Source organism: Rhizobium viscosum, assembly GCF_014873945.1.
Taxonomy (GTDB): Bacteria; Pseudomonadota; Alphaproteobacteria; order Rhizobiales; family Rhizobiaceae; genus Rhizobium; species Rhizobium viscosum.
In genome coordinates this window covers 313877-338872 of sequence record NZ_JADBEC010000002.1, presented here as the reverse complement: position 1 = coordinate 338872, position 24996 = coordinate 313877, and the positions used below count along the sequence as shown (strand labels likewise).

Annotated in this window: 21 protein-coding genes; 13 read left to right on the top strand and 8 right to left on the bottom strand. The window is 58.5% G+C overall.

The annotated features are described in order from the left end of the window. Positions 1 to 76 precede the first annotated feature (76 nt). Together H4W29_RS22525 and H4W29_RS22520 are read left to right on the top strand one after the other, a co-directional pair. A complete protein-coding gene (locus H4W29_RS22525; protein WP_192731088.1) occupies positions 77 to 346 on the top strand; it encodes a hypothetical protein in 270 nt (89 codons plus the stop codon). A 283-nt stretch (positions 347 to 629) separates the two neighbouring features. Continuing rightward, positions 630 to 1937 carry a phosphatidylglycerol lysyltransferase domain-containing protein gene (locus tag H4W29_RS22520; RefSeq protein ID WP_192731087.1) on the top strand — a complete coding sequence of 436 codons (1308 nt, stop codon included), beginning with the start codon at positions 630 to 632 and terminating at the stop codon, positions 1935 to 1937. Between the two features lie 71 nt (positions 1938 to 2008). Here the strand turns inward: H4W29_RS22520 and H4W29_RS22515 are convergent, their stop codons facing one another. The 6 genes from H4W29_RS22515 to H4W29_RS22490 all read right to left on the bottom strand — a co-directional run bounded on the left by H4W29_RS22515 (position 2009) and on the right by H4W29_RS22490 (position 10334). Continuing rightward, positions 2009 to 3238: a right-handed parallel beta-helix repeat-containing protein gene (locus tag H4W29_RS22515; RefSeq protein ID WP_192731086.1), complete on the bottom strand. Its 1230-nt coding sequence runs from the start codon at positions 3236 to 3238 to the stop codon at positions 2009 to 2011. Positions 3239 to 3366: 128 nt separating this feature from the next. Next, positions 3367 to 5577 (bottom strand): GumC family protein, encoded by a 2211-nt coding sequence (locus H4W29_RS22510; protein ID WP_192731085.1) that lies wholly within the window; start codon positions 5575 to 5577, stop codon positions 3367 to 3369. Further along, entirely contained in the window at positions 5574 to 6716 is a 1143-nt protein-coding gene (locus H4W29_RS22505; RefSeq protein ID WP_192731084.1) for a glycosyltransferase family 4 protein, read from the bottom strand. Before H4W29_RS22505 ends, H4W29_RS22510 begins: the two co-directional genes overlap by 4 nt. Beyond that, the gene (locus tag H4W29_RS22500; RefSeq protein WP_192731083.1) at positions 6710 to 7810 is read right to left on the bottom strand and encodes a glycosyltransferase family 4 protein; all 1101 of its coding nucleotides are present in this window, start codon (positions 7808 to 7810) and stop codon (positions 6710 to 6712) included. Before H4W29_RS22500 ends, H4W29_RS22505 begins: the two co-directional genes overlap by 7 nt. Beyond that, a complete protein-coding gene (locus H4W29_RS22495) occupies positions 7807 to 8757 on the bottom strand; it encodes a glycosyltransferase family 2 protein (RefSeq protein WP_192731082.1) in 951 nt (316 codons plus the stop codon). The genes H4W29_RS22500 and H4W29_RS22495 overlap by 4 nt, the downstream gene beginning before the upstream one ends. 671 nt (positions 8758 to 9428) lie before the next feature. Next, the gene (locus H4W29_RS22490) at positions 9429 to 10334 is read right to left on the bottom strand and encodes a phytanoyl-CoA dioxygenase family protein (RefSeq protein ID WP_192731081.1); all 906 of its coding nucleotides are present in this window, start codon (positions 10332 to 10334) and stop codon (positions 9429 to 9431) included. A gap of 294 nt (positions 10335 to 10628) precedes the next feature. On the opposite strand from H4W29_RS22490, the gene H4W29_RS22485 reads away from it, so the two are divergent. From H4W29_RS22485 to H4W29_RS22465, 5 genes are all read left to right on the top strand, one after another. Beyond that, a complete protein-coding gene (locus H4W29_RS22485; RefSeq protein WP_192731080.1) occupies positions 10629 to 11486 on the top strand; it encodes a WecB/TagA/CpsF family glycosyltransferase in 858 nt (285 codons plus the stop codon). A gap of 15 nt (positions 11487 to 11501) precedes the next feature. Continuing rightward, complete coding sequence (locus tag H4W29_RS22480) at positions 11502 to 12989, top strand: sugar transferase (RefSeq protein ID WP_192731079.1); 1488 nt, start codon at positions 11502 to 11504, stop codon at positions 12987 to 12989. A gap of 45 nt (positions 12990 to 13034) precedes the next feature. Continuing rightward, the gene (locus H4W29_RS22475) at positions 13035 to 14087 is read left to right on the top strand and encodes a UDP-glucuronic acid decarboxylase family protein (protein ID WP_192731078.1); all 1053 of its coding nucleotides are present in this window, start codon (positions 13035 to 13037) and stop codon (positions 14085 to 14087) included. A 56-nt stretch (positions 14088 to 14143) separates the two neighbouring features. After that, positions 14144 to 15148 carry a glycosyltransferase family 8 protein gene (locus H4W29_RS22470; RefSeq protein WP_192732759.1) on the top strand — a complete coding sequence of 335 codons (1005 nt, stop codon included), beginning with the start codon at positions 14144 to 14146 and terminating at the stop codon, positions 15146 to 15148. A gap of 70 nt (positions 15149 to 15218) precedes the next feature. After that, the gene (locus H4W29_RS22465) at positions 15219 to 16211 is read left to right on the top strand and encodes a glycosyltransferase family 2 protein (protein WP_192731077.1); all 993 of its coding nucleotides are present in this window, start codon (positions 15219 to 15221) and stop codon (positions 16209 to 16211) included. A gap of 273 nt (positions 16212 to 16484) precedes the next feature. Here the strand turns inward: H4W29_RS22465 and H4W29_RS22460 are convergent, their stop codons facing one another. Continuing rightward, on the bottom strand, positions 16485 to 17273 hold the full coding sequence (locus H4W29_RS22460) for a response regulator transcription factor (protein ID WP_192731076.1): 789 nt from the start codon (positions 17271 to 17273) through the stop codon (positions 16485 to 16487). Between the two features lie 556 nt (positions 17274 to 17829). On the opposite strand from H4W29_RS22460, the gene H4W29_RS22455 reads away from it, so the two are divergent. The 6 genes from H4W29_RS22455 to H4W29_RS22430 are packed head-to-tail and all read left to right on the top strand — an operon-like array spanning position 17830 to position 23376. Continuing rightward, positions 17830 to 18336: an acyltransferase gene (locus H4W29_RS22455; protein ID WP_192732758.1), complete on the top strand. Its 507-nt coding sequence runs from the start codon at positions 17830 to 17832 to the stop codon at positions 18334 to 18336. Beyond that, complete coding sequence (locus tag H4W29_RS22450; RefSeq protein ID WP_192731075.1) at positions 18333 to 19370, top strand: Gfo/Idh/MocA family protein; 1038 nt, start codon at positions 18333 to 18335, stop codon at positions 19368 to 19370. The genes H4W29_RS22455 and H4W29_RS22450 overlap by 4 nt, the downstream gene beginning before the upstream one ends. Beyond that, positions 19367 to 20470: a DegT/DnrJ/EryC1/StrS family aminotransferase gene (locus H4W29_RS22445; protein ID WP_192731074.1), complete on the top strand. Its 1104-nt coding sequence runs from the start codon at positions 19367 to 19369 to the stop codon at positions 20468 to 20470. The genes H4W29_RS22450 and H4W29_RS22445 overlap by 4 nt, the downstream gene beginning before the upstream one ends. Then, on the top strand, positions 20460 to 21179 hold the full coding sequence (locus H4W29_RS22440) for an acyltransferase (protein WP_192731073.1): 720 nt from the start codon (positions 20460 to 20462) through the stop codon (positions 21177 to 21179). Before H4W29_RS22445 ends, H4W29_RS22440 begins: the two co-directional genes overlap by 11 nt. Next, positions 21176 to 22150, top strand: a complete 975-nt coding sequence (locus H4W29_RS22435) for an NAD-dependent epimerase/dehydratase family protein (RefSeq protein WP_192731072.1) — start codon at positions 21176 to 21178, stop codon at positions 22148 to 22150. Before H4W29_RS22440 ends, H4W29_RS22435 begins: the two co-directional genes overlap by 4 nt. Continuing rightward, the gene (locus H4W29_RS22430; protein ID WP_192731071.1) at positions 22147 to 23376 is read left to right on the top strand and encodes a DegT/DnrJ/EryC1/StrS family aminotransferase; all 1230 of its coding nucleotides are present in this window, start codon (positions 22147 to 22149) and stop codon (positions 23374 to 23376) included. The genes H4W29_RS22435 and H4W29_RS22430 overlap by 4 nt, the downstream gene beginning before the upstream one ends. A gap of 54 nt (positions 23377 to 23430) precedes the next feature. On the opposite strand, the gene H4W29_RS22425 is transcribed toward H4W29_RS22430, so the two are convergent. After that, a complete protein-coding gene (locus H4W29_RS22425) occupies positions 23431 to 24939 on the bottom strand; it encodes an O-antigen translocase (protein ID WP_192731070.1) in 1509 nt (502 codons plus the stop codon). Positions 24940 to 24996 lie beyond the last annotated feature (57 nt).

The following is a 24996-nucleotide window of genomic DNA, read 5'->3' as shown; positions in this document are numbered from 1 at the left end:
TGCTACCGCACGACGGTCGGCGCAGGTCCTTCGAGGAAACCGTTCGATCCGATCACTCTTTACAATAGTCTTACTCTTGACCATCCTCGGCTCCATCCAGCTTGCCGAACTCGCAAGCTCCAAGGCTCATCGAATTTTCCCCGACATCGCTGTCCGTGATGACGCGCAAGCCTCTGTAGAAATGAACTTTATTCTTTATGTCGGCCGGTCGAAAGCGAGCCATAAGACGTATGCGTACCACTTTGTGCTGATTGTTGCTCAAACGGAGAAAGAGTTAGTCTTAGAGAAAATCCAGGCCGGGATGGATATATTACCGGCGGGGCGCTGGACACGGTTTTGGGACTAGTACGTGTATGGGCATATCTGACCTCAATCCGGCGCTGGGCGCGGAGATCTCGGGACCATCGAACCCAGTCAATAAGCCAGCATCTCTTTTGCAGAAGTCGTACCCATTATCGCGGCACGTCATCCTGTGGCTCGCCATGGTCGCCACTTTGGTTGCGCTTTGCACCGCAATCAGCGGGCAGAGTTACTGGATAGACGAGGCCAACACCGCGTGGCGTGCCGCGGAGCCGCATTTTGGGACGCTTTTGGCGCGCATGGTCGCGGAGACAGGCTCAGATGCGCAGATGCCATTTTTCCTCGTGGTGATCTGGGCCTGGGAGAAGGTTGCAGGCGACGGCGAGGTTGCGCTGAGAGTGATGAACCTTCTTTGGCTTATTCCAGGCCTCTACGTCTTCGCCAATGGCCGAGTTGATCGCCTTCTGATCGCCGCGACCAGTGCGTTCCTCTGGTATTATATCGATGAGGCGCGGCCCTATGGCATGCAGATCGGGGCGAGCCTGATGGTCTTCGGTCTCCTCGACCGCGCAGTGGTTGCAGCGAGCGATCGCAGTGCGGAAGGTCCGCTCCTTCGCCGCTATCAAGTCTGGCTGCTGGCGTTCGGGCTTATTGCTCTTGCCGGAAGCAGCTTGCTCGGCGCGATATGGGCTGCCGCCGCGGTTGGTGCCGCCGCTTGTGCCGTACCCTGGCGCGTTCGCCGGCTTGCTATCAGCCACATCATCGGGCCGTCGGTTCTGCTCGTGGTCGTGCTGGCGCCACTCGGGCTCTACTATCTCTGGACCGTGCTTGGGGGGGCAGGCGGCACCAAAGTCGCGACGACCGACGTGCGGACATTGTTGTTCTCGGCCTACGAACTGCTGGGTTTCGCGGGCCTTGGCCCGGGCCGCACGGATCTGCGCGCCGGGGAGGGGGCGATCGTCTCGTCTTACCTCGTTGCGCTCGCGAGCTACGCCATCCTGGTCGCTGCGGTAACATTGGCCGGCGTGATACAGGCCGTTCGCGATATTCCGCCTCGCACACTGGCGGCATGCGCGATCGCGTTCACGGCCGCCGCAGCATTGATCCTGATCGCCGGATATATTCTGCATTGGCGCGTCGTCGGTCGCCACCTTGCCCCCGCAATAGCAGTTGTCCTGGCGCTGCAGGCAACAGGTGCGACGCTGCTCTGGCGCCGGCCCGTCGGCAAGCTTGTGGTGCTTGGCTTCCTGATGATGGCGTTGGCCTCTGGCGCGAGCATCAGATTCGCGCCGCGTCACGCCAAGGACGATTATCGCGCTGCGGCCACAGTCGTACGCTCGGCCCTCACTGGGGGCGATCGAGTCTGGTGGAGCGCCGACGCACTTGGTGCTCTCGTGTACCATGTGCCGTTGGGCAAGGGGTGTGGCAGCGCGCTCTATGTCTCTGAGCCACGGCCCGGTTTTGCTTCCGCCCTGGAGGCTCCGACTCTCGTCGTCACCAGCAAGCCTGATATCTACGATCCAGAGGGAGCGCTGGCCGCATTCCTGTCCGACCAGCATTTTCAGGTCACCGAAACCTTTCAGGCTTTCCAGGTCTGGCGACGAGCGTCATCGACGGTTTCGTTGCCGTGCGGCTAAGCGCCAATCCACGCCGCTGAACTCACCGTGATCTGGCCGCCATTGGCGAAGATGCTTTTCGCAGGCTGCGGTCATCGCCGCACCGAGCCAGAGATGTTCTCGGCATTCGGTGGCGTGTCCGCACTGGAATCGGCCTCATCCGCTCCGATGTCGACCTTGCCGTTTGAGCGGGCCCGCCCGTCCAGATCGACAGATCCAAGCCCGAAGGCGGAGGTTCCGGCATTGATGGCCGGCGAACCAGGCTTCAGTTGAAAATCTCCCGTGGCGGGATTCGAAAGCAGAGGATCAAGCCCAAGCAGGTTTCCGTTGGCTGCATCCGGCGCATGGCCGTCCGAAAGCACCGATGCCTCGCGCGGAGTGCCGTTGAAGGTGATATTATTGTACCACTTCACATCCTCGTTCACGTAGCCATTGGTGCTGACGTCGTTAATGGCCCGGTTTCTAGAATCCGTCCCCGGATCCGCCACCGCAATATTGTTCACCCAGGTGTTGTGACTGCCCATGGCGTTGCTCAGTTCGCCTCGCCAGCTTCCCTTGTTGGCATTGTCATGGTTGTTGTGCCAGACGGTGTTGTTGCGCACCGTGACGAAGTCGCTCAGGAAGACGTGAATGCCTTTACCGCCATTGCCGTATGAGACATTGCCTTCGATCAGAGTGCCGTAGCGGTATTTGGTATCGTGAAAGCCGTCGATGATGATACCGTTTCCATCCGTATGTTCCCAGTTGATTGCGGGTCCCTGCACGTTGTCATAGCTTATGTTGTTCCTGATGATGTTGCGGAATTCGGCATTGCCCGCGGCGAGATCCATGTTCTGCCAGAGCGAAATGCCACTGCACTGATAGCCGTTCGTCGCGGCGTTGCCATAGACCCGGTTGTCCTCAATCGTCAGCCAATCCGATTTGGCGCTGGAAATACCCGAACCGCCACTGTCATGGGCAATATTGTCCTTGATCGTGACATGGTGCGACCCTTCGATATCGATCGCGTGTCCCTCGCCGCCAACGACGTCGAAGCCTTCGATCCTGACGTAGTTCGCTCGCACGTTCAGGGTGCTATAGGTGTCCGAAGCAGGCGGCCTAAGCAGAGCGTCGCCCGACTGTTCGGAGCGGATGGTGAGGTAATTATCCGCCGTGCCATCCTTCGTTACCACGATCTGCTCGTGATACGTTCCTGCCTTCACCACGACCTGATCGCCGGGCTTGAGCTGCGCCTGCATGGCGCGGCCGATCGTTTTCCATGGCGCTGAAAGGCTGCCTTTGGCGATGTCGCTTCCGTCAATAGCAACGTAATAATCCGTCATCACTCCTCTCCTGTCCCTGTAGTCTGGTGATCCCTTGGGGTACCGGTTGTGATGATTAATGGCGTTCGCCTGCTGCTGAAGCAGCAGTGGATCGACCAAGCCTATTAGATCCTTCGTAATGTCGAGAATTACATTTTAAAATCGTGGTATTTCATCAATGACCTTGCGTATAATTCGGAGTCACGGAAGTTATATTTTGCGTGCCGTTTGGGTTTGACATTGTTGATGGCGACGACGATATCGGCATTGCGGGCGCTTCTGAGCTGGTGCAGGCAGAACTCTGCGGCTCTGCGGCTGGTCTTTGCCCATTGCACGACCATCAGCGTTCGTTCCGTCAGCGCCGTCAGATGCATCGTATCGGCCGAGGCGAGCACCGGCGCACTGTCGAAGATGACGATCTGGCCTCTGGCGCGGGCCATCTCGATGATCTCGGCGACGTCGGTCATGCGCATACGCCGCTGCAGGCGGGGATTGCCGGCCGGGATGAAGTCGATGCCGCTCGGATGGTGATGGACGACGTCCTCGAGGCCAGCCTGCCCGCTCAGGAACTCATTCAGCCCCTGTTTGAGGCCGGACCGGAACAGCGTGTCGAGATGTCCGCGCCGGATGTCGCTGTCGACGAGCAGCACCGGCGTTCCGTTGGCGGCGAGCTCGATTGCCAGCGATCCGGCCACCAGCGACTTGCCTTCGCCGCTATGGGCCGAGGTCACGGCAATGCTGTTCGGCAGCTTGCCGCCATTGGCCTGTTTGAGCGAGATCATCACGGTGCGGATGGCTTCGTCGAACATGCCGATCTGCGTTTGCCCGAACAGCCGCGAGGGATCTCTGCGGTCCTTGCGTCGCAAATGCGGGACGAAGCCGGCCGGCACGATGCGCGCCATTCCAGTGATCTGGTCGAAGCTGCGCACCGTCCTGTCCATCATCTCGACCACGAAGGCGGCCGTCACCGCAACCGAGATCGAAGCGAAGAAGGCGCCGATCAGGTAGAACAGCCGGCTGCGCCCCTGCGGCGCAAGCGGCACCGCAGCCGGTGACAGGACCTCCAGTTCGGTGCCCGGCAGCATGGCCTGTCCGGCAAGACCGCGGCGCTGCTCCTCCAGCTTGTCGAGCGCCGTCTGCTCCCTGTCGGCAATGCGCTGCAGCCGCCCGAGCTCGGTCTGCGCCAGCGATGAGCGGGAGCGTTGCTCATAGGCGGACGCCAGTGCCGATCGCACTGTACGATCCTCGTCATCAAGGGTGCTCAGCTTGGCGCGCATGGACTGCAGGTACCGGTCGACCGCCGCGCCGAGATCGGTGCGGGACCTGTCGATCCTTGCCCGCAGGTCGACCACGGCGGCGGCATCGTTGCCATAGATGTCGAGAAGGCGTGCGAGATCCTGCTGCTGGGCGCGAAGGTCGCTTTGCATTACGCCGATGCTGTCGGGGACGGATTTGCTCTGGGCGGCAAGCGAAGGGTCGCGGGCTGCTTCCAGTGCGGCGATCGTATCCTTGATGTCGGCGCGGCTTTGTCCGATCTTCGTCTGCCGGTCGCTCAATTCGACGATCGCCTTGACCTGTTCGCTCTGCTCATCGTCATTTTGAACGACGCCCATCGTTTGCTGATAGGTGTCGGCGGCATCGCGGGCGGCCCTGGCGCGATCCTGCTGTTCGGCGATGCGCTGGCCGATCCATGCTTCCGCCGTGTCCAGGCTGCCGCGGATACTGTCCTTGCGCTCTTCGAGATAGATGCTGATGAGCCGGTTCGGGACGGCGGCTGCCAGTTCGGGATCGCTGGCGGTAAAGCCGATCTGGACGACATCGCTCTGGCCGTCACGCCAGACACTCAGCGCCTTGTAATAGGCCTGGATGATCGGCTCGATACTGTCTTCTGCCGGCTGTGACGGCTTATCGCTGCTCACCAGGCCGCGCAAGGTTGCCCTGATCTCGTCGATGACGGAGGCCTGGCGCAGGGCCGGGTTGAACTCCGGCCGCTCGTCGAGCCGCAAGTCGCGGATGATGCGCTCCGTCACGCTTCTGGACAGAAGCCGCTCGGTCTCGGACGTGACGTTCAGCGGCGCAGTGTTGCCGGCATCGCCGGTGCTGAGTGCGGTTGCCAGGGGCTTATGGATCATCAGCCGGGAGGCGGCGTGATAGGTCGGCTTCAAGCCTGAGATCAGCACGATCGAAGCCGCCATCAGCACCACCATCACCGCAACGATCATCGCAAGACGCCGACGCAGCAAACGTAATCCAGACGTCAGGTCGAACTCTTCCGATTTCATCTCCGTCTGAAACCGGGGCTCATAATGGACGGCCGGGAGCGGGACGTTTCGGTCTGGCGGAAAAGTTGAAATTGTCATTGTGCGCTAACCTTTGCTTGAGGTTGCGCGGAGATGGTTTCGTAGAGTTTTTCCATCGACCGCATGTATGCTTTCATACTGAAATGGTTGAGATAATGAGCGCGTGCCCCGGCTGAGAGGCGGCTGCGGGTCTCTGGATCCGTAATCAGTTTCGCCAGGGCTGCGGCCAAGGCATCCTTGTCCCCGACAGGGACGAAGACACCGGTTTCGCCATCGGAGATGACTTCGTCATGTGCTCCAACACGGGTGGTGACAACGGCAAGTCCGTGGGAAAGTCCTTCGAGCACGGCCATTGCCAAGCCTTCGGCATGTGAGGGCAGGACCAAGATATCAGCACGAGCACACAGCGCCCGTGCCTCATCGGCGCCAAGCCATCCTGGCATTTCCACCAGACCTGAAAGGCCCATGTCTGCAGCCTGGCGGCGATAATCCTCTACAGGCCCATCGCCCGCCAGTACTGCCCGCCATCGAAGCTCTTTCATGACTGGATGGCTGAGGGCGAGCAGAAGTTCCGGAACGCCTTTGCGTTCGCTCAGCCGGCCGAGGAACACGATCAATGGCGGCTCGCCGGCACGAACATTGTGCGCGCCGGGATCGGGGACGCAATTGTGAGCAATCACAAGGCGATGCTCGTCTACACCGAGAAGTGTGGCGAGCGTCACGTGATCCCGCTCGCCCAGCGCCACGACGCAATCAGCACGTTGAAACATCCGGCGTATGAGCGATTGCTGACGCGGCGAGCGTGCAGCAAAGTCGCTGGCATAGTCGTAGTCGTGCAGGTGCAATATGTGAAAGCACCCGAGCAAATGGGCAGCCTCGGTCAGGATCAGCTTTCGGGAAGTACTGCCGCGGCCGGCGACATGGATATGATGAATGCGTGTCGGATCGAGGATTCGATCCTTCGCCATCGTCACGATGGCGCCCAAAAGGCGCAGAGACGACGTCGCCGCGGACCATCGAGGTCCCCTGGTGTCAGTGACGGCATGTTCTGCTCCGCCCTCTTTCGCCGTGCTGGTTATATAACCGACCAGCCTGCCAATACCGCCGCCATTCTCGCAGCCACCCGGAACATAGTGGCGGACGCTTGCCCTCTTTCGTATCGCCATCTGAGGACCATCCGCGAGTACCTTCATCAGCATGATCCGGCCACCTCGCGATAAAGGGCTGCGGCGTGGGCGCCGACCTGTTCGGGCGAATTCGGTCCTGTGGCCCATGCGAGCGCGTTGGCACCGAGATTGTTTCTGAGCTCGCTATTGTCAGCCAATGTCCGGATGGCTTTTGCGAGCTCTGCCGCATCCCCTGGTGGAACCACCATTCCCAGTCCGTTGGGCTGAACGGTCGTTCGCAATTCGCCCACGTCGGTCACGATCACGGGCTTGCCGAACGCCGCAGCAAGGTTGAGCACGCCGCTTTGGGATGCTTCGGTATAGGGAAGGACGACAATATCGGCATCCAGGAAAAGCTGGGCGACTTCTGCGTCTTCGATAAAACGATTGCGAATATCGTAGCGCCCGGCCTCTCCCATCAGCGATCGGAACACCCAGGGATCGTCGCCCCGGCCTGCGACCGTAATATGCAGATTGGGGAGCGCATTTTTGAGCATGGCCTCGGCGCGGATCAGATGCTCCAAGCCTTTGTAAGCGAAAATCCGTCCAAAGAGCAGGACGCGGACCGTTCCGTCGGCGGCACTCCGCGTCATCTTCTGCCGCCGAGCGAGTTCGGCATAGCGATGGATGGCAGGATGCGACAGCACATGGACGTGATCCGGGGCTTTTGAATATCGATCGAGGACCATCCGCTTCAGCCCCTCGCCGTGCACGACGATATGCCCTGACTGTTTTACCATCAATTCCGGAGCCCAGCCGGGCAACGTGCGTGTATCGGAATCGCCGGGATGCACTTCCACATCATGGACAGTGGTCAAGAGCGGAATCGGGCGCCAGAATGGCGCGGCAAAGTTCAGCCATAGCGTGGAATTGCTGAGGAGATGAATGAGATTCGGCTTCTCCTGCCGGATGAGACGCGTGAGGTGATGCAGGAACCACGGATTGGCAAGCGAGCGGTGCCGTGGCCAGTCCAGAAGGTGAAGATCGACGGCCGGATCGAACCAGGAAGCAAGATGTGCGTAGCGCCGGCGCGGAACGCCAAGGATGACCGGCATGTGCCGTGCAACGCCGCTCGCGAACGATATGGTGTAGTCTTCCAGCTCGGAAACCAGCAGCAGCGCCTTCATTCCGCTGCCTCCGATAAGCTTAAGTCCCGGCCGGGGCGAGGAAGGTGATAGGCGCCACGCAACGCGTCGCGCGTCCGCCGCAGCAAGTTCGGTTCTCCGGCGAAAAATAGCCCTTCGACAGCAAGCTTGAGCCGGGTGCGTGCATTGACGCCATCCAGCACAGCTGCCGCCATCTGATAGGGATAGTGATCCGCGAGACTAAGCCTCGCCGGCAGATCATGGAATGAGAGAAACCGGTTTGTCGCCTCGACACTACGTTGCCAATGCGCCATTCGCCGCTTCAGCATGGAGGCATCATCGATCGGCCGGTACCAGTTGTTGTTGTGAATTCGGTAGAACCCAAGTGGTTCCGGTAAGGCGGCAACGTCTCCCAGAAACGGATAGATCCCCGTGAGCCACGCATCAGCGGATATGCGGAACTGTTCGGGAATAGGCCCTGCAGCATCCCACGCACTGCGTCGTACGGAGATGGCCGATGTCATGGGGAAGGGCCACCATCCAGCCGATTTGGCCAGCTGCGGCGACAGGTCTCCGGAACACAGGGTTCGTGGGATCGGTTTGAGGGTCGGTGATCCATCAACCGAAGTTGGCTGAAGTCGGTGATAGACAAGCGATACCTCGGGATGCGAGCGAAAGGCCGCTACGGTCGCCGATAGTTTGCCCGGCGCCCACCAGTCATCAGCATCGAGAAAACAGAGAATGCCGCCGCTGCTGAGCTTCACGGCGGCGTTGATCGCGGCAGCCTGTCCCGCGTTCTCCTGAAAGATTACCTTCACCCGGCTGTCACAGGCTTCCAAAACGGAGCGCGACTCGTCACCGGATCCATCGTCGACGACGATTATCTCGACGTCGGCAATCCCCTGGCTCAAGACGCTGTCGATCGCTTGTCCGACGAAGCGGCCGTAGTTGTAATTGTTGATAAGAACGCTGATGCCCGGCCGCTCCATGACACCCTCTCAAGCGGCTTGCGGTGCTGCACCGCGGTGCGGCACCGTGACCACGATCGTGTCCGACGAGATCTCGCATAGAGCTGAAGAGGTCACCGCCAACAATGTTGGGGCGAGTGACGCTTCCATCGTGTATTGTGCAGAACCAGGACCAGAACGCGAAACCATAGGAATCCCAACCTCTAAGCGTCAACTACGAACAATCAGCCTGCGCCGGAATCATCGCCTTACGTCATTAGAAACTACCGCCCAGCCATGTCCTTTGCGCTATGCATTCCTTTCCAAGCTACCGGTGAATGGACACACGTAACATCTGCTCTTATTGGCAATCCCCTTGACCCTGGCCGCCACCCTTTGGGGGAGGGAACCGCGGAGAGCGTAAATGCAACCTGGTCCCTGGATAATGGGTACATGCTTTAGACGTAGATGCTGCCGCCATCGGGGTTAGTTCGTTGCGGATATTGTGAGGCTATTTTGATGTCGTCGGCCCATGTTGCCGGTAGTTGGCAGTATCGGGATCGCGGTCAAGCTGATCGAGAATGCCGCACCGTTCGGCATCGCCGGCGGCTCACCGTGCGACCGGTGTAGCCTGCGCACAATTTTCAATAGTGCGCAGGCATGGGCCTGCATGATCATGTGCATTGAGGTCCGTGCCCGAAGGCTTGATGCGGTTACGCGGGCGCCCCGATAATCGGCGGAACAATGTTGTTTGCGGCAAGCTGTGACAGCACGTCCGCATTGAGCGTTCCCCGAACGCCGGGATGGCGATGGCGGCCTTCCTCGGCATAGGAGTAGGTCTCCGCATCTGATGGACCGAATGTCATGAAAACCGCGACGCGGTCAGGCGTTCTGCTGAGCCGTCGAATGATTGATCGCGTTACGGTGAATGCCTTCTGAACATCCAGGCGAAGCAACGGCCCGATCCGCTCGAAGAATTTGCGCAGGCTCCTGTCAATCAGCGTCGGCATCTGCCCGGCATGTTCGATACGCACGTCGAAGATGATCGCGTCGCCCGCCCTTACCCCGAGGCCCTTCGCTGGCAGGCTCTGGACCAAACCCTTGAGATGGGATCTCGGTCGCACCTTCAATGTGGCGTTGGAGTTCTCGTCCTGGTCCTGCAGGTAGAATGCGATCTTGTAGACCCTGAAGCTCTCGTCCGAGAAAATGCTTCCATCAACGCAGCGAGGATGGTGAGGGACGTCATTGTGCCACGACGATGTCGTGTTGATCATGAGATCGCATTCCCCGGTAAGAACAACATCGAGGGGTTGCGTTATTTCCTTTAGGCGACTTAAAATTGTATTTGAAGTCATAAATTTAGCGACTTCGTCTACGACATACATGGCGTGAAGCTGGAATTTGCCGCCGTACAAATACTTGCCGCCGGACCTCAGATATTGTTTGGCGACCCGCCGTAACCTTTCCACCTGCTCGGGCGTCAGGACATCCCTGATGACGATATAGCCGTCAGAGGTCAAATCGTTCTGCAACTGGTTGGTCGTGCTGGGCGCTTTTGAAAGCTCGCTGGCCGGCGCCCGTAATTCGTCTATTGAATTCGCCCCTGTTGAATTCACCATTGTCTCTCTCCCCGGTTTTGTTGCGCTCAAACCTCCCCAGCTTTGGTCGCGCTAAAGCGACTGTCTTCTACGGCTGCGCGAAGGTCAAACCGCTCTTTTCGGGGTAACGCCTATCAAAAAGAGCAATCGGGCATACCCCGGGGATACTGCCTTACTTCGAATATTGTAATTTATTTCTATGCGGAACCAGAAATGTGAAGTCTTTCTACGTCCAATAGCTGGAGCTGAAAGTATGGAGGCCGCGGGCTTGCCAGCATATTCTGACTACAGTTTCAGTTGGCAAAAGCGTAGGTCATGAGAAATTCACCGGCAGACAGAAACCAACCTTCAGTCCGTGATGTAAAGAGTTCCCTGAAGTGGACGAATGTCCTTGGTGTTCGAGTTTCCGCGGTCAATCTCAAGAGCGCGACCGGACTTATCCAAAAGGCAATTGAAGACGGTAGGAAGGAATATGTATGCGTTCGCGACGCGCACGGTGTCGTCCGGTGTCAAAAGGATCCCGAGCTTCGATCCATCCATAACCGGGCATTCCTTGTAACCCCCGACGGCATGCCGTTGGTGTGGGCACTGAAACACGCTGGTCATGTCGAAAGTGACAGGGTCTACGGACCGGATCTCATGCTGTCCGTTTTCGATGCGGGCAGCTCCAAAGGCTTACGCCACTTCCTTTACGGCGCAACTGCGGAAACGCTCGAGCAGCTGCAGGCGCGACTTCTCGCAAAATTTCCGCAAGCACAGATCGCTGGCTCCTACGCACCGCCTTTCCGCCAGCTTTCGATGCAGGAGGAAGCGGATATTGCCGACCGGCTCAATCGGTCGGGCGCCGATATCATCTGGGTCGGGCTGAGCAGTCCCAAGCAGGAGCTCTGGATGGCACGCATGCGCGACCGTCTGGAAGCACCGATGCTCATCGGTGTCGGCGCTGCCTTCGATTTCCACGCCGGCCTCAAGCGGCAGGCTCCAAGGGTCATTCAAAGAAGCGGCTTCGAATGGGCGTTTCGTCTTCTATGCGAGCCGCGACGGCTGTGGCGGCGCTATGCGCTCGTCGTGCCAACCTTCATCTCACTGACTGCCTTCCAGAGACTGGGCCTTCGGAAGTTTCCGATCGAAGACGCCGTTTCTGGATCGGGTGTGTCGGGACAGAGGCCGTAGAGGAGTAAGAGCATCATGTCCTCATTTGCGCCGTCAGCGATAACATCGGGTCCGTCGAACACCACAAATGACATGGCGTCGCGGGCAATTCCGGCAGGTTCCGTGCCCCCCATAGCAGCCAAGACCGCCGATCCTTTGGGGCTGTCAGGGCTGAATATGCCGATTGCACTGCGGCGTCGGCTTCCTCGGCTCGTAACGTCGTCATTCCTGGTTGCCGGTGACATTGCAAGCTATCTGGTTGCCTATTTTGTTCTCCTGACCTTTCTTCCCGGTGGCTCGGAGAGCACGGTTGTGGAGCGTGCTTTCACCCTCGCAGCACTGGCTGCGATCGTTCTTTATGCATCGGCCGGCCTCTATCCCGGTTATCGGCTGCACGACCACGAACATCTGCGGCGGCGCGCGATAGCTGCCGTCAAGGTCGCTGTCCTTACTGTATTCGGAGCAATCATCCTGTCGGAAGGGGGCGGGCTGCCGCTTGCCATCATTGGCTTCCTCGGCCTCGGGCTGATTGTTCAGCAATTCGTGCACTGGTTCGCCCGAAGCCTATGCTGGAGACTCGGAATTTGGGGGGAACGCGCAGTGATCATAGGGGGGCGCAACCTCATCCCCGCGCTCATGGCGCATTTCAAGGACCATTGGCAGTATGGCATCAAGCCGGAGTACGCTTCCTCCGATGCGCCGGAAGCATCGCCTGACGGTGGGCCATCCATTGCCCTGATTGCGGGTGACACAGGCTCGCTTGCACTCGATCTGGCGGCGATGCGCCGGAGGTTCGCTGAAGTCATCCTCCTGTCCGATACGCCGAGCCTCAAGGTCAGCGGTTTGCGACCCGCAGATGTCGGCGGAGAGATCGGCATTCGCCTCACGACAGGTGGGAATTCGGTCAACTCGGACCTGGTTCGCCGGATCCTCGATCTCGCAATCGCCATCCCGGCAACGATCGTGGTTGCGCCCTTCATCGCGATTGCGGCCGCCGCAATCTACGCCATCGATCCCGGGCCGGTCTTCTTCCGGCATACCAGGGAAGGACTGTCCGGCAAGCCTGTGCACGTCCTGAAACTGCGGACGATGTATCAAGATGCGGAACAACGCCTCGAAGCATTGTTCCGCGAGAACCCCGCCATGCGGGCCGAGTGGTTGGCCCACTTCAAGCTCAAGGACGATCCGCGCGTCCTCCCGGTCATCGGACATCTTCTGCGTTCTTCGAGCTTCGACGAGCTCCCGCAATTGGCGAACATCATTGCAGGCGAGATGGCCATCGTCGGACCGCGCCCGTTCCCGGAGTATCACCTCCTGGCCATGGACGGCGAATTTAGAGACAAGCGCCGTTCCGTAACGCCGGGGCTCACGGGCCTCTGGCAGATATCCGAACGAAGCAATGCGGATATCGAGCTGCAGCAGCAACTCGACGAGTTCTACATCGACAACCGGTCCCTGTGGTTCGATTGCCAAATTCTTCTCAGCACAATTCCTGCGGTCTTCAAGCGCAGGGGAGCCTACTGACGATCCTCGTTTCTGCGGGGCAACCATCAACAACGGAGCACACCAATGCACGGACAAAAGCGAATTATGGTAACCGGCGGCACCGGGTTTCTGGGATCATTCCTGTGCGAAAGACTGTTGCGGGAAGGCAATGATGTCCTCGCCGTAGACAACTACTACACCGGCTCGCGCGATAACGTGCTGCACCTTCTCGACGACCCGCGTTTCGAGATCCTTCGCCACGACATTACCTTCCCGCTTTATGTGGAGGTCGACGAGATCTACAACCTCGCCTGTCCGGCGTCTCCGGTCCACTATCAGGTCGATCCCGTTCAGACGGTCAAAACCAATGTGCACGGGGCCATCAATATGCTCGGCCTCGCCAAACGCACCAAGGCGAAGATCTTCCAGGCCTCCACAAGCGAAGTCTATGGTGATCCGGCAGTCCACCCTCAGCCCGAGGAGTATCGAGGCAGCGTCAATCCCATAGGGCCGCGGGCATGTTATGATGAAGGCAAGCGGTGTGCCGAAACATTGTTCTTCGACTACCATCGTCAATATGGCGTGGAAATCCGGGTGGCGCGGATCTTCAATACCTACGGGCCGCGCATGCAGACCAATGACGGCCGCGTCGTCTCCAATTTCATCGTTCAGGCGCTTCAAAACGAACCGATCACCATCTTCGGCAATGGCACGCAGACGCGTTCTTTCTGCTACGTGGACGATCTGATTGAGGGCTTCATCCGCCTGATGGGGGCACCGGCCGGCGTCACAGGCCCGATCAATCTCGGCAATCCAGGAGAATTCCAGGTCAGGGAACTGGCCGAAATGGTCATCGAAATGACGGGGTCGAAATCAAGCATCGTTTACAAGCCCCTGCCCATCGACGACCCGACGCAGCGTAAGCCGGACATCAGCCGCGCAAAACAGGACCTGGGCTGGCAACCGAAGGTGAACCTGCGCGAGGGTCTCGAGAAGACGATCGCCTATTTCGAATGGAAGCTTGCTGGCGGAGCCAGGAGCATGCCTGGCGTTCGGTCCCCGCAGACGGCTTACACCCATCTGCCTAACCCAGCCGTCGGCCTTCCCGTTCAGGAAGCCGTATCGATCGGGACGTGAACAGCAGCGTCGCTCATAAGGCGAAGCTCGTTTTCGATGGGATGGGTACCGGAAACATGAATGTGCATAGCATTCCAACAGGAGCCGCCCCTGTGGGCGCAAAACAGGGGTTGGGGCCTATCGTCTTTGCGGTCGATGCGGCCTACGCCGTTCCCTTGGCGACCGCCCTCAGATCGGTCGCCGAGAACAACAGAAGCGCATGGCCTCTGGATATCCATGTCATTCATGAAGGAATAGGCGAGGAAACAAAGCGGCGGATATTCGATTCTCTGCCCGCAAACTCAGCCGTCATCCAATGGCATCCCATCGGCACGCTTTCCTTCGCAAGCGGATTCTCCACTCGTCCGGGCGTCTCCAAGATGACCTTCGCGAGGATCCTTCTGCCGCAGTTCCTCCCGGAGACCTGTAACCGGGCTCTGTATCTGGACGGCGACATCCTTGTACTGGCAGCGCTCGAACAGTTGTGGAACATCGACCTGGGCGAAGCAGTGATTGGCGCCGTCCCGGATTACTGGCTGGACAATGTGGTCAGCAACGGCCGGGGTGCTACAGGCGGTGCTCGGGTCGAGCGCTACTTCAACGCCGGCATTCTTCTTATCGACCTTGCAAGATGGCGAACCGAGCGAATATCGGAACGATCTTTGGATTATCTCGATCGCTTTCCGACCACGGAATATTCGGATCAGGACGCTCTCAACGTCGCCTGCGACGGAAAGTGGAAAGTCCTGGACCGCGCTTGGAATTTTCAGTTCGAGCCTACGCAGGCGCTCGCTCGTATCATTCCCGAGCACCAGCCCGCGATCGTTCATTTCGTGACCAACGTAAAGCCCTGGAAGTCAGGAAGCTTGAGCCCGAACGTCGCATTCTACGATACGTTTCGATCTCGGACCTGCTTTGCACTCACGAGTCGGGAGCGCATTCAAAGCGGCTTGAAGCGCGCAGGCTCCTGGCTGCTTGCCCGATCCGCCCTGCTAAGGGTCGCATGGTCCTGCACGAAGTCCGCGATGCGGGTGCAAGTCTCTACGTCGGCGCGAATGAATCGAGGGGCGAAGAACTTATAAGAGCGAAACGAAGCCGAGTTCAGGATTCCAGAAATCCCCGAACGAAACGACTGCCTGCGGAGGAACAAGTTTGCAACGTGTTGATGTCGTAATTCCCTGCTACAACTATGCTCATTTCCTGCAGGAATCTGTTGAAAGCGTTCTTTCGCAAGCCGATGTCGATGTGCGCGTGCTCGTCCTGGATGACGCCTCGCCGGACAATACGCCGGAAGTCGGAATGGCCTTGGCATCCCGGGACAAACGGGTGACCTATCTGCGGCACACGGCAAACAAGGGCCACATCGCCACCTATAATGAGGGGATCGAGTGGGCGGGCGGTGACTTATTCCTGCTTCTCTCCGCCGATGATTATCTCTTGCCGGGGGCGCTGGGTCGCTCGTCGGAGTTGATGCGCAATCATCCGGATGTGGGGTTCACGTTCGGGAATGCGCTTATAGCTGAGCCAGATGGCATCATAACCAGACGCGTCGATCCTCTCGGCGACCATAATGTGCCCGCCATGCAGGTTTTGTCCGGTCCGCAATTCATGCGGTTGAGCGGAGCAAATAACCTGGTCCCGACACCAACGGCCGTCGTGAAAACGGCGTTGCAAAAGCAGGTCGGCGGCTACAATAAGGAACTGCCGCATACCGGCGATATGGAGATGTGGCTGCGGCTCGCATCACATGCCGGAGTGGGTTACATCAACGAAGACCAAGCAGTATACCGCAGACATGCTTCCAATATGTCGCTGCAATACTATGGACAAAATATTCTTCCCGACCTTCGGCAAAGAAAACAGGCTTTCGATATTCTGTTTCGCCAGGGCGCGGATAGTCTCAGGAAGGATGAGAAACTAAGGCGCTTTCTTGCCAGAGATCTCGGGAAAGAGGCGCTTCGACTGGCTGGCATGGCGTTCAATAACTTCGATGTTGCCACAGCCGTGGCTATTCAACGCTTTGCTCTGGAGGTTTCTCCGGAAGTGCGAAATTCATTGCCCTGGATCAAGTTGGTCTGCAAGCAAACCATCGGGCCCAAATACTGGAGTGTTCTGAATTCTATTGGGCGACGAGTTGCAGGATGAATGGGCAAGACTGAGCCGGATTCATCTACTAGTTCATAGGCAGGGCACGGAAACAATAGCCGGTGGTTGAGCGCTTGATCGCTGCTCACGCCAAGATGGGATGTGCGACAGGATCGTTGATCTTCGACAGCTGCGAACGCGCTATGGCGACCTCAGACATCCGAGTGAGTGACAACAGCCGAGGTGCCACGGCTTCAGACAGAACCCCGGTGGCCGTTTGGACTGCGCCACCGGGATAACTTAGAGCAAGAACGCGCTTGCCGAACAACAGCATCAGCACGGCGTCTTATTCGCACTGAAGCCGGAAATACTGTTCTGGAACAGATCGTTGAGCTTGAACACAACTTCTGTTCTGTTCGTTGCTTTGACCTTTTTCATGATATTGCGAACATGTACCTTGACGGTGCTTTCTCGCAGATTGAGCTCATAGGCGATGATCTTGTTCGCCTTTCCGCGCCGAAGTGCCTCTACGACTTCGGCTTGACGATCCGTGAAAATCCCGGCCAGCGGACGAGCGGTCGTGTTGCTGGACTCCAGCAAGTGACGCATGGCGAATAGCGTGCTTGCGGGCACAAAGACGCCCCCCGCTACTGACAGCGCGATCAGCTCCATGCAGACGCTGATGCTGACCGAGGCGGGTATGTAGCCCTTGGCTCCGTATTCAATCGCCCTCACGATTTGGCCGAAATCGTCGCTGTCAGCCAATATGATGACTGGTATCGTCCCGAATTCCGCAGCAAGGCTCCTGATCTGTCCCGAAACGGCGGGCTCATCGATCTTCTTGCCGCCAATGTTCAGCAGGATTGCCGAAAGCGGCGGATATTCGTCGCACTTCTGCTTCCATTCCTCCACGCTTCCGAATGCCAGTATAAGCAAATCCGTCTTGTAGGCAGCCATGCACTGCGCAAGGCATTGCCGATCAAGTTCGCGATTGTCGAGAATCACCAAAGAATGCTTTGGCCTCGACTGCAAGCTCAATCCGGTAGAGCTATTCTCTACTTTAAGTGGAAGAGCCACATTTTCCTGCCTAAGGTCTAAATTTGGTACAAGCGCTGAATTCACTGCTTCATCCTCCCCAGCCGAGTTTCCCTACGCCCCAACAAAAACCGAATACTCAAGCCCTTCAGATATGAGGGTTTGGCAGCACTAAAGTAGGAATTAAATACCACAGTTTCTGTTATCTTAAACTAGCTAATATAGGCTAAAGGAGCAGATTAGTTCCATCGTAAGGTGTAAATCGGATATAATTCTTGGTATAAACTTATACGATACTAGACCATTCGCGGATGGGCTGATTGCGTTGCTCCTCGGTTACGGATGGAGCTGCTAAGCGCATGAAAATAATGCGCGCCTCAGGCGTACGATCGGGGCAGGTCCAGGTTTGCCCCACCACCAATGTTGATCGTTGGCTATGAATTTCGGCGTACGTCGTCATAGGTAGATACGCCTTTAGGTGAATAATCTTAGACGTTTTGTTTCTTTACTCCGATCACGAAAACAATTCTCATTTAATGGAAAGAAATATTTGTTTTTTCAAAATGAAACCTTGGGCGCAATCATCTGATTGACGGGTTCATCTAGAAATCGGGGTTTGTTGAAGAGTAAGGGGTGCATGCGTATGATTGCATCAGACGTAAAGCTGGATGATAGCAGCGTCATCCATCATCGAGATCTTGTGAATCTCTATGGCTGCACGATCGGCGCGGGAACGCGCATCGGCACTTTCGTTGAAATCCAAAAAAACGTCCTCGTCGGAAAAGACTGCAAAATCTCCAGCCATTCCTTCATCTGCGAAGGCGTGACGCTGGAAGACGGCGTTTTTATCGGCCACGGGGTCATGTTCACCAATGACACGTACCCGCGCGCCGTCAATGCGGACGGCAGTCTGCAGACCGAAGCGGACTGGGTTGTCATCCCAACGCTTGTCAAGCGCCACGCGTCGATCGGCAGTAATGCGACCATTCTGCCCGGCGTCACCATCGGAGAGGCAGCACAGGTCGGTGCCGGGGCGGTTGTAACGAAGGATGTGCCTGCAGGCGCCATTGTCGCCGGCGTTCCGGCCAGGATTACCGGTCGTGTTCATGACAGATCAGTTGACATGCAAGCGTTGGGAGGAATGCGATGATCGGCATTGCTGTTGTTGGATATGGGTATTGGGGCCCGAACCTGGTTCGCAACATCTCGGAGGCGGCCGGTGCGCAGCTCATTTCAGTCTGTGATCTCAATGTCGAACGGTTGGCGGCAGTTAAAAGCCGGTACCCCGCAGTAGCGATCACCGACAATTTCGAGGAAGTCCTGCGTGACCCGAGAGTGGATGCTATCGCCATCGCGACGCCAGTCTCGACCCATTTCAAGCTCGCAATGCAGGCTATGATGGCCGGAAAGCATGTCTTCGTCGAAAAGCCGATGGCATCAACGACGGAAGAAGCCTCGCGAATGGTCGAAGAGGCCGCACGCCGGCGCCTCGTCCTAGCCGTGGATCATACCTTCGTCCACACCGGCGCCGTCCGCAAGATGCGCGAACTGGTCGAAAGTGGCTTAGGCGATATGTATTACTACGATTCCGTCCGGGTCAATTTGGGGCTGTTCCAGCACGATGTCAGCGTCATCTGGGATCTTGCGGTGCATGATCTCTCCATCCTGGATCATGTTGTGCAGGAAAGGCCGGTGGCTGTTTCAGCGACGGGCATGAGCCATGTGCTCGGCGAGCCGGAGAACATCGCCTATCTGACGCTCTTCTTCGAAAGCAAGCTTATCGCCCACATCCATGTCAATTGGCTGGCGCCGGTCAAGGTGCGCCGCACGCTGATCGGCGGCAGCAACAAAATGGTCGTCTACGATGATCTGGAGCCCAGCGAAAAGATCAAGGTGTACGACAAGGGCATCACGCTGAACCCAAATTCTCAAGCCTATGGCGAAAAGGTGCACCAGATGATGGTCGGCTACCGCAGCGGCGACATGTGGGCGCCCAAGCTCGATATGACCGAAGCATTGAAACGCGAACTGGATCAGTTCGTCGAGTGCATCGAGCAGAATTCGCGGCCCATTACGGACGGTCATGCCGGCCTGCGTGTTGTTCGCATTCTTGAAGCGGCAAGCCGGTCGCTCGCTCAGCGCGGTCGTATCATCGAACTCGAAGAGGCGAGGCGCATTGCATGATCCCCTTTCTGGACCTCAAAGCACAATATCAATCCATCAAAAGTGAAATCGACGCCGCCGTCCTCGGCGTCCTGGCCTCGGGGCAATACATACTCGGCGAGGAGGTCGTCCGTCTCGAGCAGGAGTTCGCAGATTTTTGCGAAGTCAAGCATGCGATAGCCGTCAATACCGGGACAAGTGCCTTGCATTTGTCCCTTCTTGCCGCGGGCGTAGGCCCCGGCGATGAAGTCATCACCGTGCCATTCACCTTTGTCGCGACGGTGTCGGCGATCTGCTACACAGGGGCACGGCCCGTCTTCGTCGATGTCGAGCCCGTGACGCTCACAATGGATGCGGCCCAGCTCGAGGCGAAGATCACGGCCCGGACCAAGGCGATCATTCCTGTGCATCTTTATGGCCAGATGGCCGATATGGACGCGATCAAGGCGATTGCCGACCACCACCGGATACCGGTCATCGAGGACGCCTGCCAGGCACATGGAGCTCGCTACAAAGGCGCGCGCGCCGGCAGCATTGGCACATCCGGCTGCTTCAGTTTCTATCCGGGCAAAAACCTCGGCGCTTGCGGCGAGGGAGGTATCATCGTCACGAACAGAGACGATCACGCCAAGACGATGCGGATGCTGCGCGACTGGGGTCAGGAGCAGCGCTATCACCATCTGCTGAAGGGCTTCAACTATCGCATGGATGCCATTCAAGGCGCGATCCTGCGCATCAAGCTTCGGCATCTCGAGGCATGGACCGAAGCGCGTCGCGCCCATGCCCGCCGCTACTCGTCGTTGCTTGCGGGATCTGCGCATTTGAAAACACCAGTCGAAATCACCGACCGGCGCCATGTCTATCACGTCTATGCCATCCGAAGCCGTGATCGCGATGAACTTCAGCGCGTGCTCAGCGCGGAAGGCATTCAGTCCGGGCTGCATTATCCGATCCCCGTCCATCTGCAGAAGGCCCATGCCGACCTTGGCTACCAGGCCGGCGACTTCCCAGTCTCGGAAGCCGCGGCACGGGAGGTCCTCTCCTTGCCGATCTATCCCGAGATGCCCGCATGGCACGTCGATCAGGTGGCCGCTGCGCTGGAATACGCCTATGTCAGTTAATCGTGTAGACGAGGCTCGGATCGTGCAGGCGGTTCACGGCCGTCATGAAAGGCCGGCGGATCCTGCCTACCAGGCCGGGCTAGCCGAAGCGCTCAAGCAATCTTATGGGCACGCTGGCCTTATCGAACTCTACGGTCGCTTTGCGATGGGCGACGGTGTCCTCGATACGCTGATGCGGAAAGCCATCTGGCAAGCGATCGCGCGCAGCTGCGGCACAGGATTGCAGGTCGCAGGCGGTGCCGGTTTCAAACATCCGGAAACGTTCGAAATCGGCAATGGCGTGTTCATCGGTGCCCAGGCCTATATCCAGGGACGCTTCGATGGCACTTGCGTGATCGGCGACAATGTCTGGATCGGCCCGATGGCCTATTTCGACGCGCGCGACCTGGTGATTGAGGATTGTGTCGGCTGGGGACCCGGCGCCAAGGTGCTTGGCTCGGCCCATACGGCACTCCCGGTTGATGTGCCAATCATTCGCACGGATCTGGAAATCAAGCCGGTCCGTATCGGCGCATGGGCCGATATCGGTACGAACGCGACAATTCTTCCCGGCGTCAGCATCGGGAAGGGGGCAATCGTCGGAGCGGGCGCAGTCGTCGTCTCCGATGTCGAGCCGTTTTCAGTCGTCGCCGGAGTGCCGGCGAAGTTCATACGCTGGCGCACGGAAGCCGATCCTGTGCTGGATATATCGCGTGGAGGAAGATCGTGAGAAATCAACGGGTGCTCATTACCGGCGGAGCCGGCCTGATCGGGTCGCATATCGCCGATCTCGTCGCATTGGAAAAGCCGCGCGAGATCATCATCCTCGACAATTTTGTACGCGGGCGCCGGGACAATCTCAGCACGGCGATAGCCGGCGGGGCCGTTAATATCATCGAGGGAGATATCCGCGACAGGGCGCTGCTCGCAAAAACCTTCGAGGGCGTCGACATCGTCTTTCATCAGGCGGCCATCCGCATCACGCAATGCGCGGAAGATCCGCGGCTCGCTTTCGATGTTCTGGCCGAGGGCACGTTCAATGTCCTTGAAGCCGCCGTCAAGGCAGGTGTGTCGAAGGTCGTCGCGGCTTCCTCGGCATCCGTGCTAGGTTTGGCCGAGAGCTTCCCGACCACCGAAGCGCATCATCCGTACAATAACCGGACGATCTACGGCGCGGCCAAGACATTCAACGAGGGCCTGCTGCGCAGCTTCGCGGAGATGTATGGCCTACGCTATGTGGCGCTGCGATATTTCAACGTCTATGGGCCGCGAATGGACGTTTACGGCGCCTATACAGAAGTTCTGATCCGCTGGATGGAACGCCTGGCGTCCGGAATACCGCCCCTCATCTACGGAGACGGCAGCCAGACGATGGACTTCGTCGACGCACGCGACATCGCCCGTGCGAACATCCTGGCCGCGAAGAGCGATGTCACGGACGAAGTGTTCAACGTCGCAAGCGGCAAGGAAATAAGCTTGTTGGAACTCGCGAAGATGCTGAGCGAAATTATGGGTTGCTCGCTTGAACCGGAGCACAGGGAGGCCCGCGTGGTCAACGGCGTGACCCGTCGTCTTGCCGATATCAGCAAGGCCGAACAGCTCCTCGGCTTCAAGGCCGAGATCTCCATGGAGCAAGGGCTTCGTGATCTCGTTGCATGGTGGCAGCTGAAAACTGCTGCAGCAGGAGGTCAAGCTGCATGAGCCCGTCACCATCTACCATTCCGGTAGCCAAGCCTGTTCTTGGCGAGGAGGAGGCCGAAGCTGCGCGTCGCGTTATCCTGTCAGGATGGGTGACGCAAGGGCCGGAAGTCGCGGCTTTCGAGAGTGAATTTGCCGCCTTTGTCGGTGCCGCGCATGCCTGTGCTGTTTCCAATTGCACGACCGCGCTGCATCTCGCCCTGAAGGCGGTCGGTGTCGGTGCCGGCGACGAAGTCATCACGGTCAGCCATTCGTTTATCGCAACAGCGAATGCCGTCCGCTACTGCGATGGGGTGCCTGTTTTTGTCGACGTCGAGGCGGACGGTTACAACATCGACGCCAGCCTGATCGAAGCGGCAATCACACCCCGCACCAAGGCAATTCTCTGCGTGCACCAGCTCGGCATGCCTTGCGATCTCCGCTCGATCGTGGAGATCGGCAAGCGCCTTCAGATACCGGTTATCGAGGATGCGGCCTGCGCCACAGGCAGCGAAATCCTCTGGGACGGACGTTGGGAGAAGATCGGCAAAGCGCATGGCGATATTGCCTGCTTCTCCTTCCATCCCCGGAAGGTCGTCACGACAGGCGATGGCGGCATGCTGACCACGGCCAATCCCGAATACGACCGAAAATTCCGGTTGTGGCGTCAGCATGGTATGAGCGTCACCGATGCCGTTCGCCATGGCTCGAAGCAAGTCATCTTCGAAGACTATGATGAACTGGGTTACAACTACCGTATGACTGACCTTCAGGCCGCCGTCGGACGCGAGCAGTTGCGGCGGCTGCCTGAACTGATCGCGCAACGGCGGCTGCTTGCCGAGCAATATTGCACGCGCCTGTCCGCGATGCCGGGGCTGGCTCCGGTCGAGCCTCGTTGGGCTCGCAGCAACTGGCAGAGCTTCTGTGTGAGATTGCCTGAAACGGTCGACCAGCGGGCGGTCATGCAAGTCCTCCTCGATCAGGGGATTTCGACCCGGCGCGGCGTGATGAACATTCATCTGGAAGGCGCCTATTCCGACCAGAGTTCGCACCGTGCTGCGACAAGCTTGACGCGGAGCGTATCAGCGCAACAGCAAACGATCATTCTGCCGCTCTATGCCCAGATGACGGAACTCGACATCGCACGCGTTGTTGAGGCACTTCGCGAAGCCCTGGCGGAAGCCGTGGGCGGCCACGCGAATGTACAGCGCGATCTAGAGCCGCTCTCATCTGACACCGTATTTGCCTGATATAATATTTGCACAGTGAACAATGCGCGCATCACCTGATGCGCGCATTGTTCGTCATGCGGACCTTGCGATCCATCCCCGGATGATTGCCGGCATGGACTCTGGTGGAAGCAGGTCGACCAGCATACGCAGCGAATAGAGCCCGGTGAGGGTTACGGCAACGGAGCCGATCACCGTCGCCGGCCATAGCGGCAGAACCGAGAATGCCAAGAACACCAGGCCCGATGTCGGCAGGAAAAGCAAAGCGTGCCTGCGATTGGCGGCGGACCAGTGAAAACCCGTAAGCCGCCGCACGATCACGTAGACCAGCACGCTGTGCCAGACATAGAGGCCGAAAAACGCCATGCCGGCCCCTGGTGTACCAAGCAGCGATACGAAGAGCCAGGCGAGCCCCACATGCACGACTGCGGCCGCTACCTCCGTCCAGAAAAAAATCGCCTGGGTGCGTTTCGCGACGACAATGAAGCCCATGGGCCAGGAGATAATCCGGAGCATCATTCCAAGGCAGATCCAGCGCAAGAGATCTACTGCCCCGTGAAACTCTGCGGAATAGAACAAGCTCATCATGAGCGGCGCCAGGGTCAGTGTGGCGAGCAGTCCGGGGCCGGCGAGCAGCATGCTGATTTCTGCCTGTTCATTGACCAGGCGATTGCATTCGGCATTGTTATCTGCTGCTGCGGTCAGGCGCGGATAGAAATCCGTTCCCATCGCCTGCAGGATGAAGCCCGCATAGAGACCGCCAAGGCCCCAGGCAGCCTGGTACAACCCCGCCGCCATCACGCCGCCTTCCTTAAGCACGATGAGGCGGATAGCATAGGCTGCGCCGAAGGTCAGAAGCCCGCTTGCCATGAAGACGAAACCGAGCCTCAGCAGTGCCGATACTTCCCGGCCGAACTGGCGCGCAGGCATTGGCGTGGGATGCGGGCAGATGCGTCGGCTGTACCACCAGGTCGGAAGGATCGAGGCAACAGCGATCACCACGAGAGACGGTGCGATGGCCTGCATGCCGAACAGATAGATCAGCGGAATGCTGATCGCCGTGCCGAAAAGCCCGCCAAGCACGTTGATGCGGGCAAGATCTGCAATATTTCGCAGGCCCTGGATCAACGCAGTCTGCCCCGCAGAGAGCAACCGAAAGAAGAGCGCCAGAGATAGCAATGCAATGCCACCGGCATGCTGGTAGTCGCCGAAAGTGAAATTCGAGACCGGGAATGCCAGCGCGGCGAGAAGGAGCGCACCAAGCAATGCAAGCACCAGCGATATACGTCTGAGCACTGTCGCCGATCGCGAGATCCTTTCTGCCTGATCGGTGCCCGCAGCTTCGGCAATCTGGCGCACGCCGCTGCTTCCCACACCAAGCCCGGCAACCGCCTGCGCGATATCGAGGATTGACCCGTAAAGGCCCATGAGCCCGACGCCTTCCGGCCCGAGCAGGACAGCCATCGCCTTGTTTCTGATAATGCTCAGTGCGACATTCACGAGCGAAGAGCCGCCCATCAGCATCGTCGATTTGAGGATCTGAGTGTAGGTCTGGCTGCTCGGTGGGGTCATGCGCAAAGTCATCAGATGCCCCTAACCGTTTATTTCGTGATGGCGCTCGACCGTCAGCAGAAAGCGCGG

Excerpts from the sequence above, each read along its gene's own strand:
- H4W29_RS22520 (WP_192731087.1), top strand. The coding sequence starts at position 630 with ATGCCATTTTTCCTCGTGGTGATCTGGGCCTGGGAGAAGGTTGCAGGC.
- H4W29_RS22515 (WP_192731086.1), bottom strand. The coding sequence starts at position 3,238 with ATGACGGATTATTACGTTGCTATTGACGGAAGCGACATCGCCAAAGGC.
- H4W29_RS22510 (WP_192731085.1), bottom strand. The coding sequence starts at position 5,577 with ATGACAATTTCAACTTTTCCGCCAGACCGAAACGTCCCGCTCCCGGCC.
- H4W29_RS22505 (WP_192731084.1), bottom strand. The coding sequence starts at position 6,716 with ATGCTGATGAAGGTACTCGCGGATGGTCCTCAGATGGCGATACGAAAG.
- H4W29_RS22500 (WP_192731083.1), bottom strand. The coding sequence starts at position 7,810 with ATGAAGGCGCTGCTGCTGGTTTCCGAGCTGGAAGACTACACCATATCG.
- H4W29_RS22495 (WP_192731082.1), bottom strand. The coding sequence starts at position 8,757 with ATGGAGCGGCCGGGCATCAGCGTTCTTATCAACAATTACAACTACGGC.
- H4W29_RS22490 (WP_192731081.1), bottom strand. The coding sequence starts at position 10,334 with ATGGTGAATTCAACAGGGGCGAATTCAATAGACGAATTACGGGCGCCG.
- H4W29_RS22485 (WP_192731080.1), top strand. The coding sequence starts at position 10,629 with ATGAGAAATTCACCGGCAGACAGAAACCAACCTTCAGTCCGTGATGTA.
- H4W29_RS22480 (WP_192731079.1), top strand. The coding sequence starts at position 11,502 with ATGTCCTCATTTGCGCCGTCAGCGATAACATCGGGTCCGTCGAACACC.
- H4W29_RS22475 (WP_192731078.1), top strand. The coding sequence starts at position 13,035 with ATGCACGGACAAAAGCGAATTATGGTAACCGGCGGCACCGGGTTTCTG.
- H4W29_RS22470 (WP_192732759.1), top strand. The coding sequence starts at position 14,144 with ATGAATGTGCATAGCATTCCAACAGGAGCCGCCCCTGTGGGCGCAAAA.
- H4W29_RS22455 (WP_192732758.1), top strand. The coding sequence starts at position 17,830 with ATGATTGCATCAGACGTAAAGCTGGATGATAGCAGCGTCATCCATCAT.
- H4W29_RS22450 (WP_192731075.1), top strand. The coding sequence starts at position 18,333 with ATGATCGGCATTGCTGTTGTTGGATATGGGTATTGGGGCCCGAACCTG.
- H4W29_RS22445 (WP_192731074.1), top strand. The coding sequence starts at position 19,367 with ATGATCCCCTTTCTGGACCTCAAAGCACAATATCAATCCATCAAAAGT.
- H4W29_RS22440 (WP_192731073.1), top strand. The coding sequence starts at position 20,460 with ATGTCAGTTAATCGTGTAGACGAGGCTCGGATCGTGCAGGCGGTTCAC.
- H4W29_RS22430 (WP_192731071.1), top strand. The coding sequence starts at position 22,147 with ATGAGCCCGTCACCATCTACCATTCCGGTAGCCAAGCCTGTTCTTGGC.
- H4W29_RS22425 (WP_192731070.1), bottom strand. The coding sequence starts at position 24,939 with ATGACTTTGCGCATGACCCCACCGAGCAGCCAGACCTACACTCAGATC.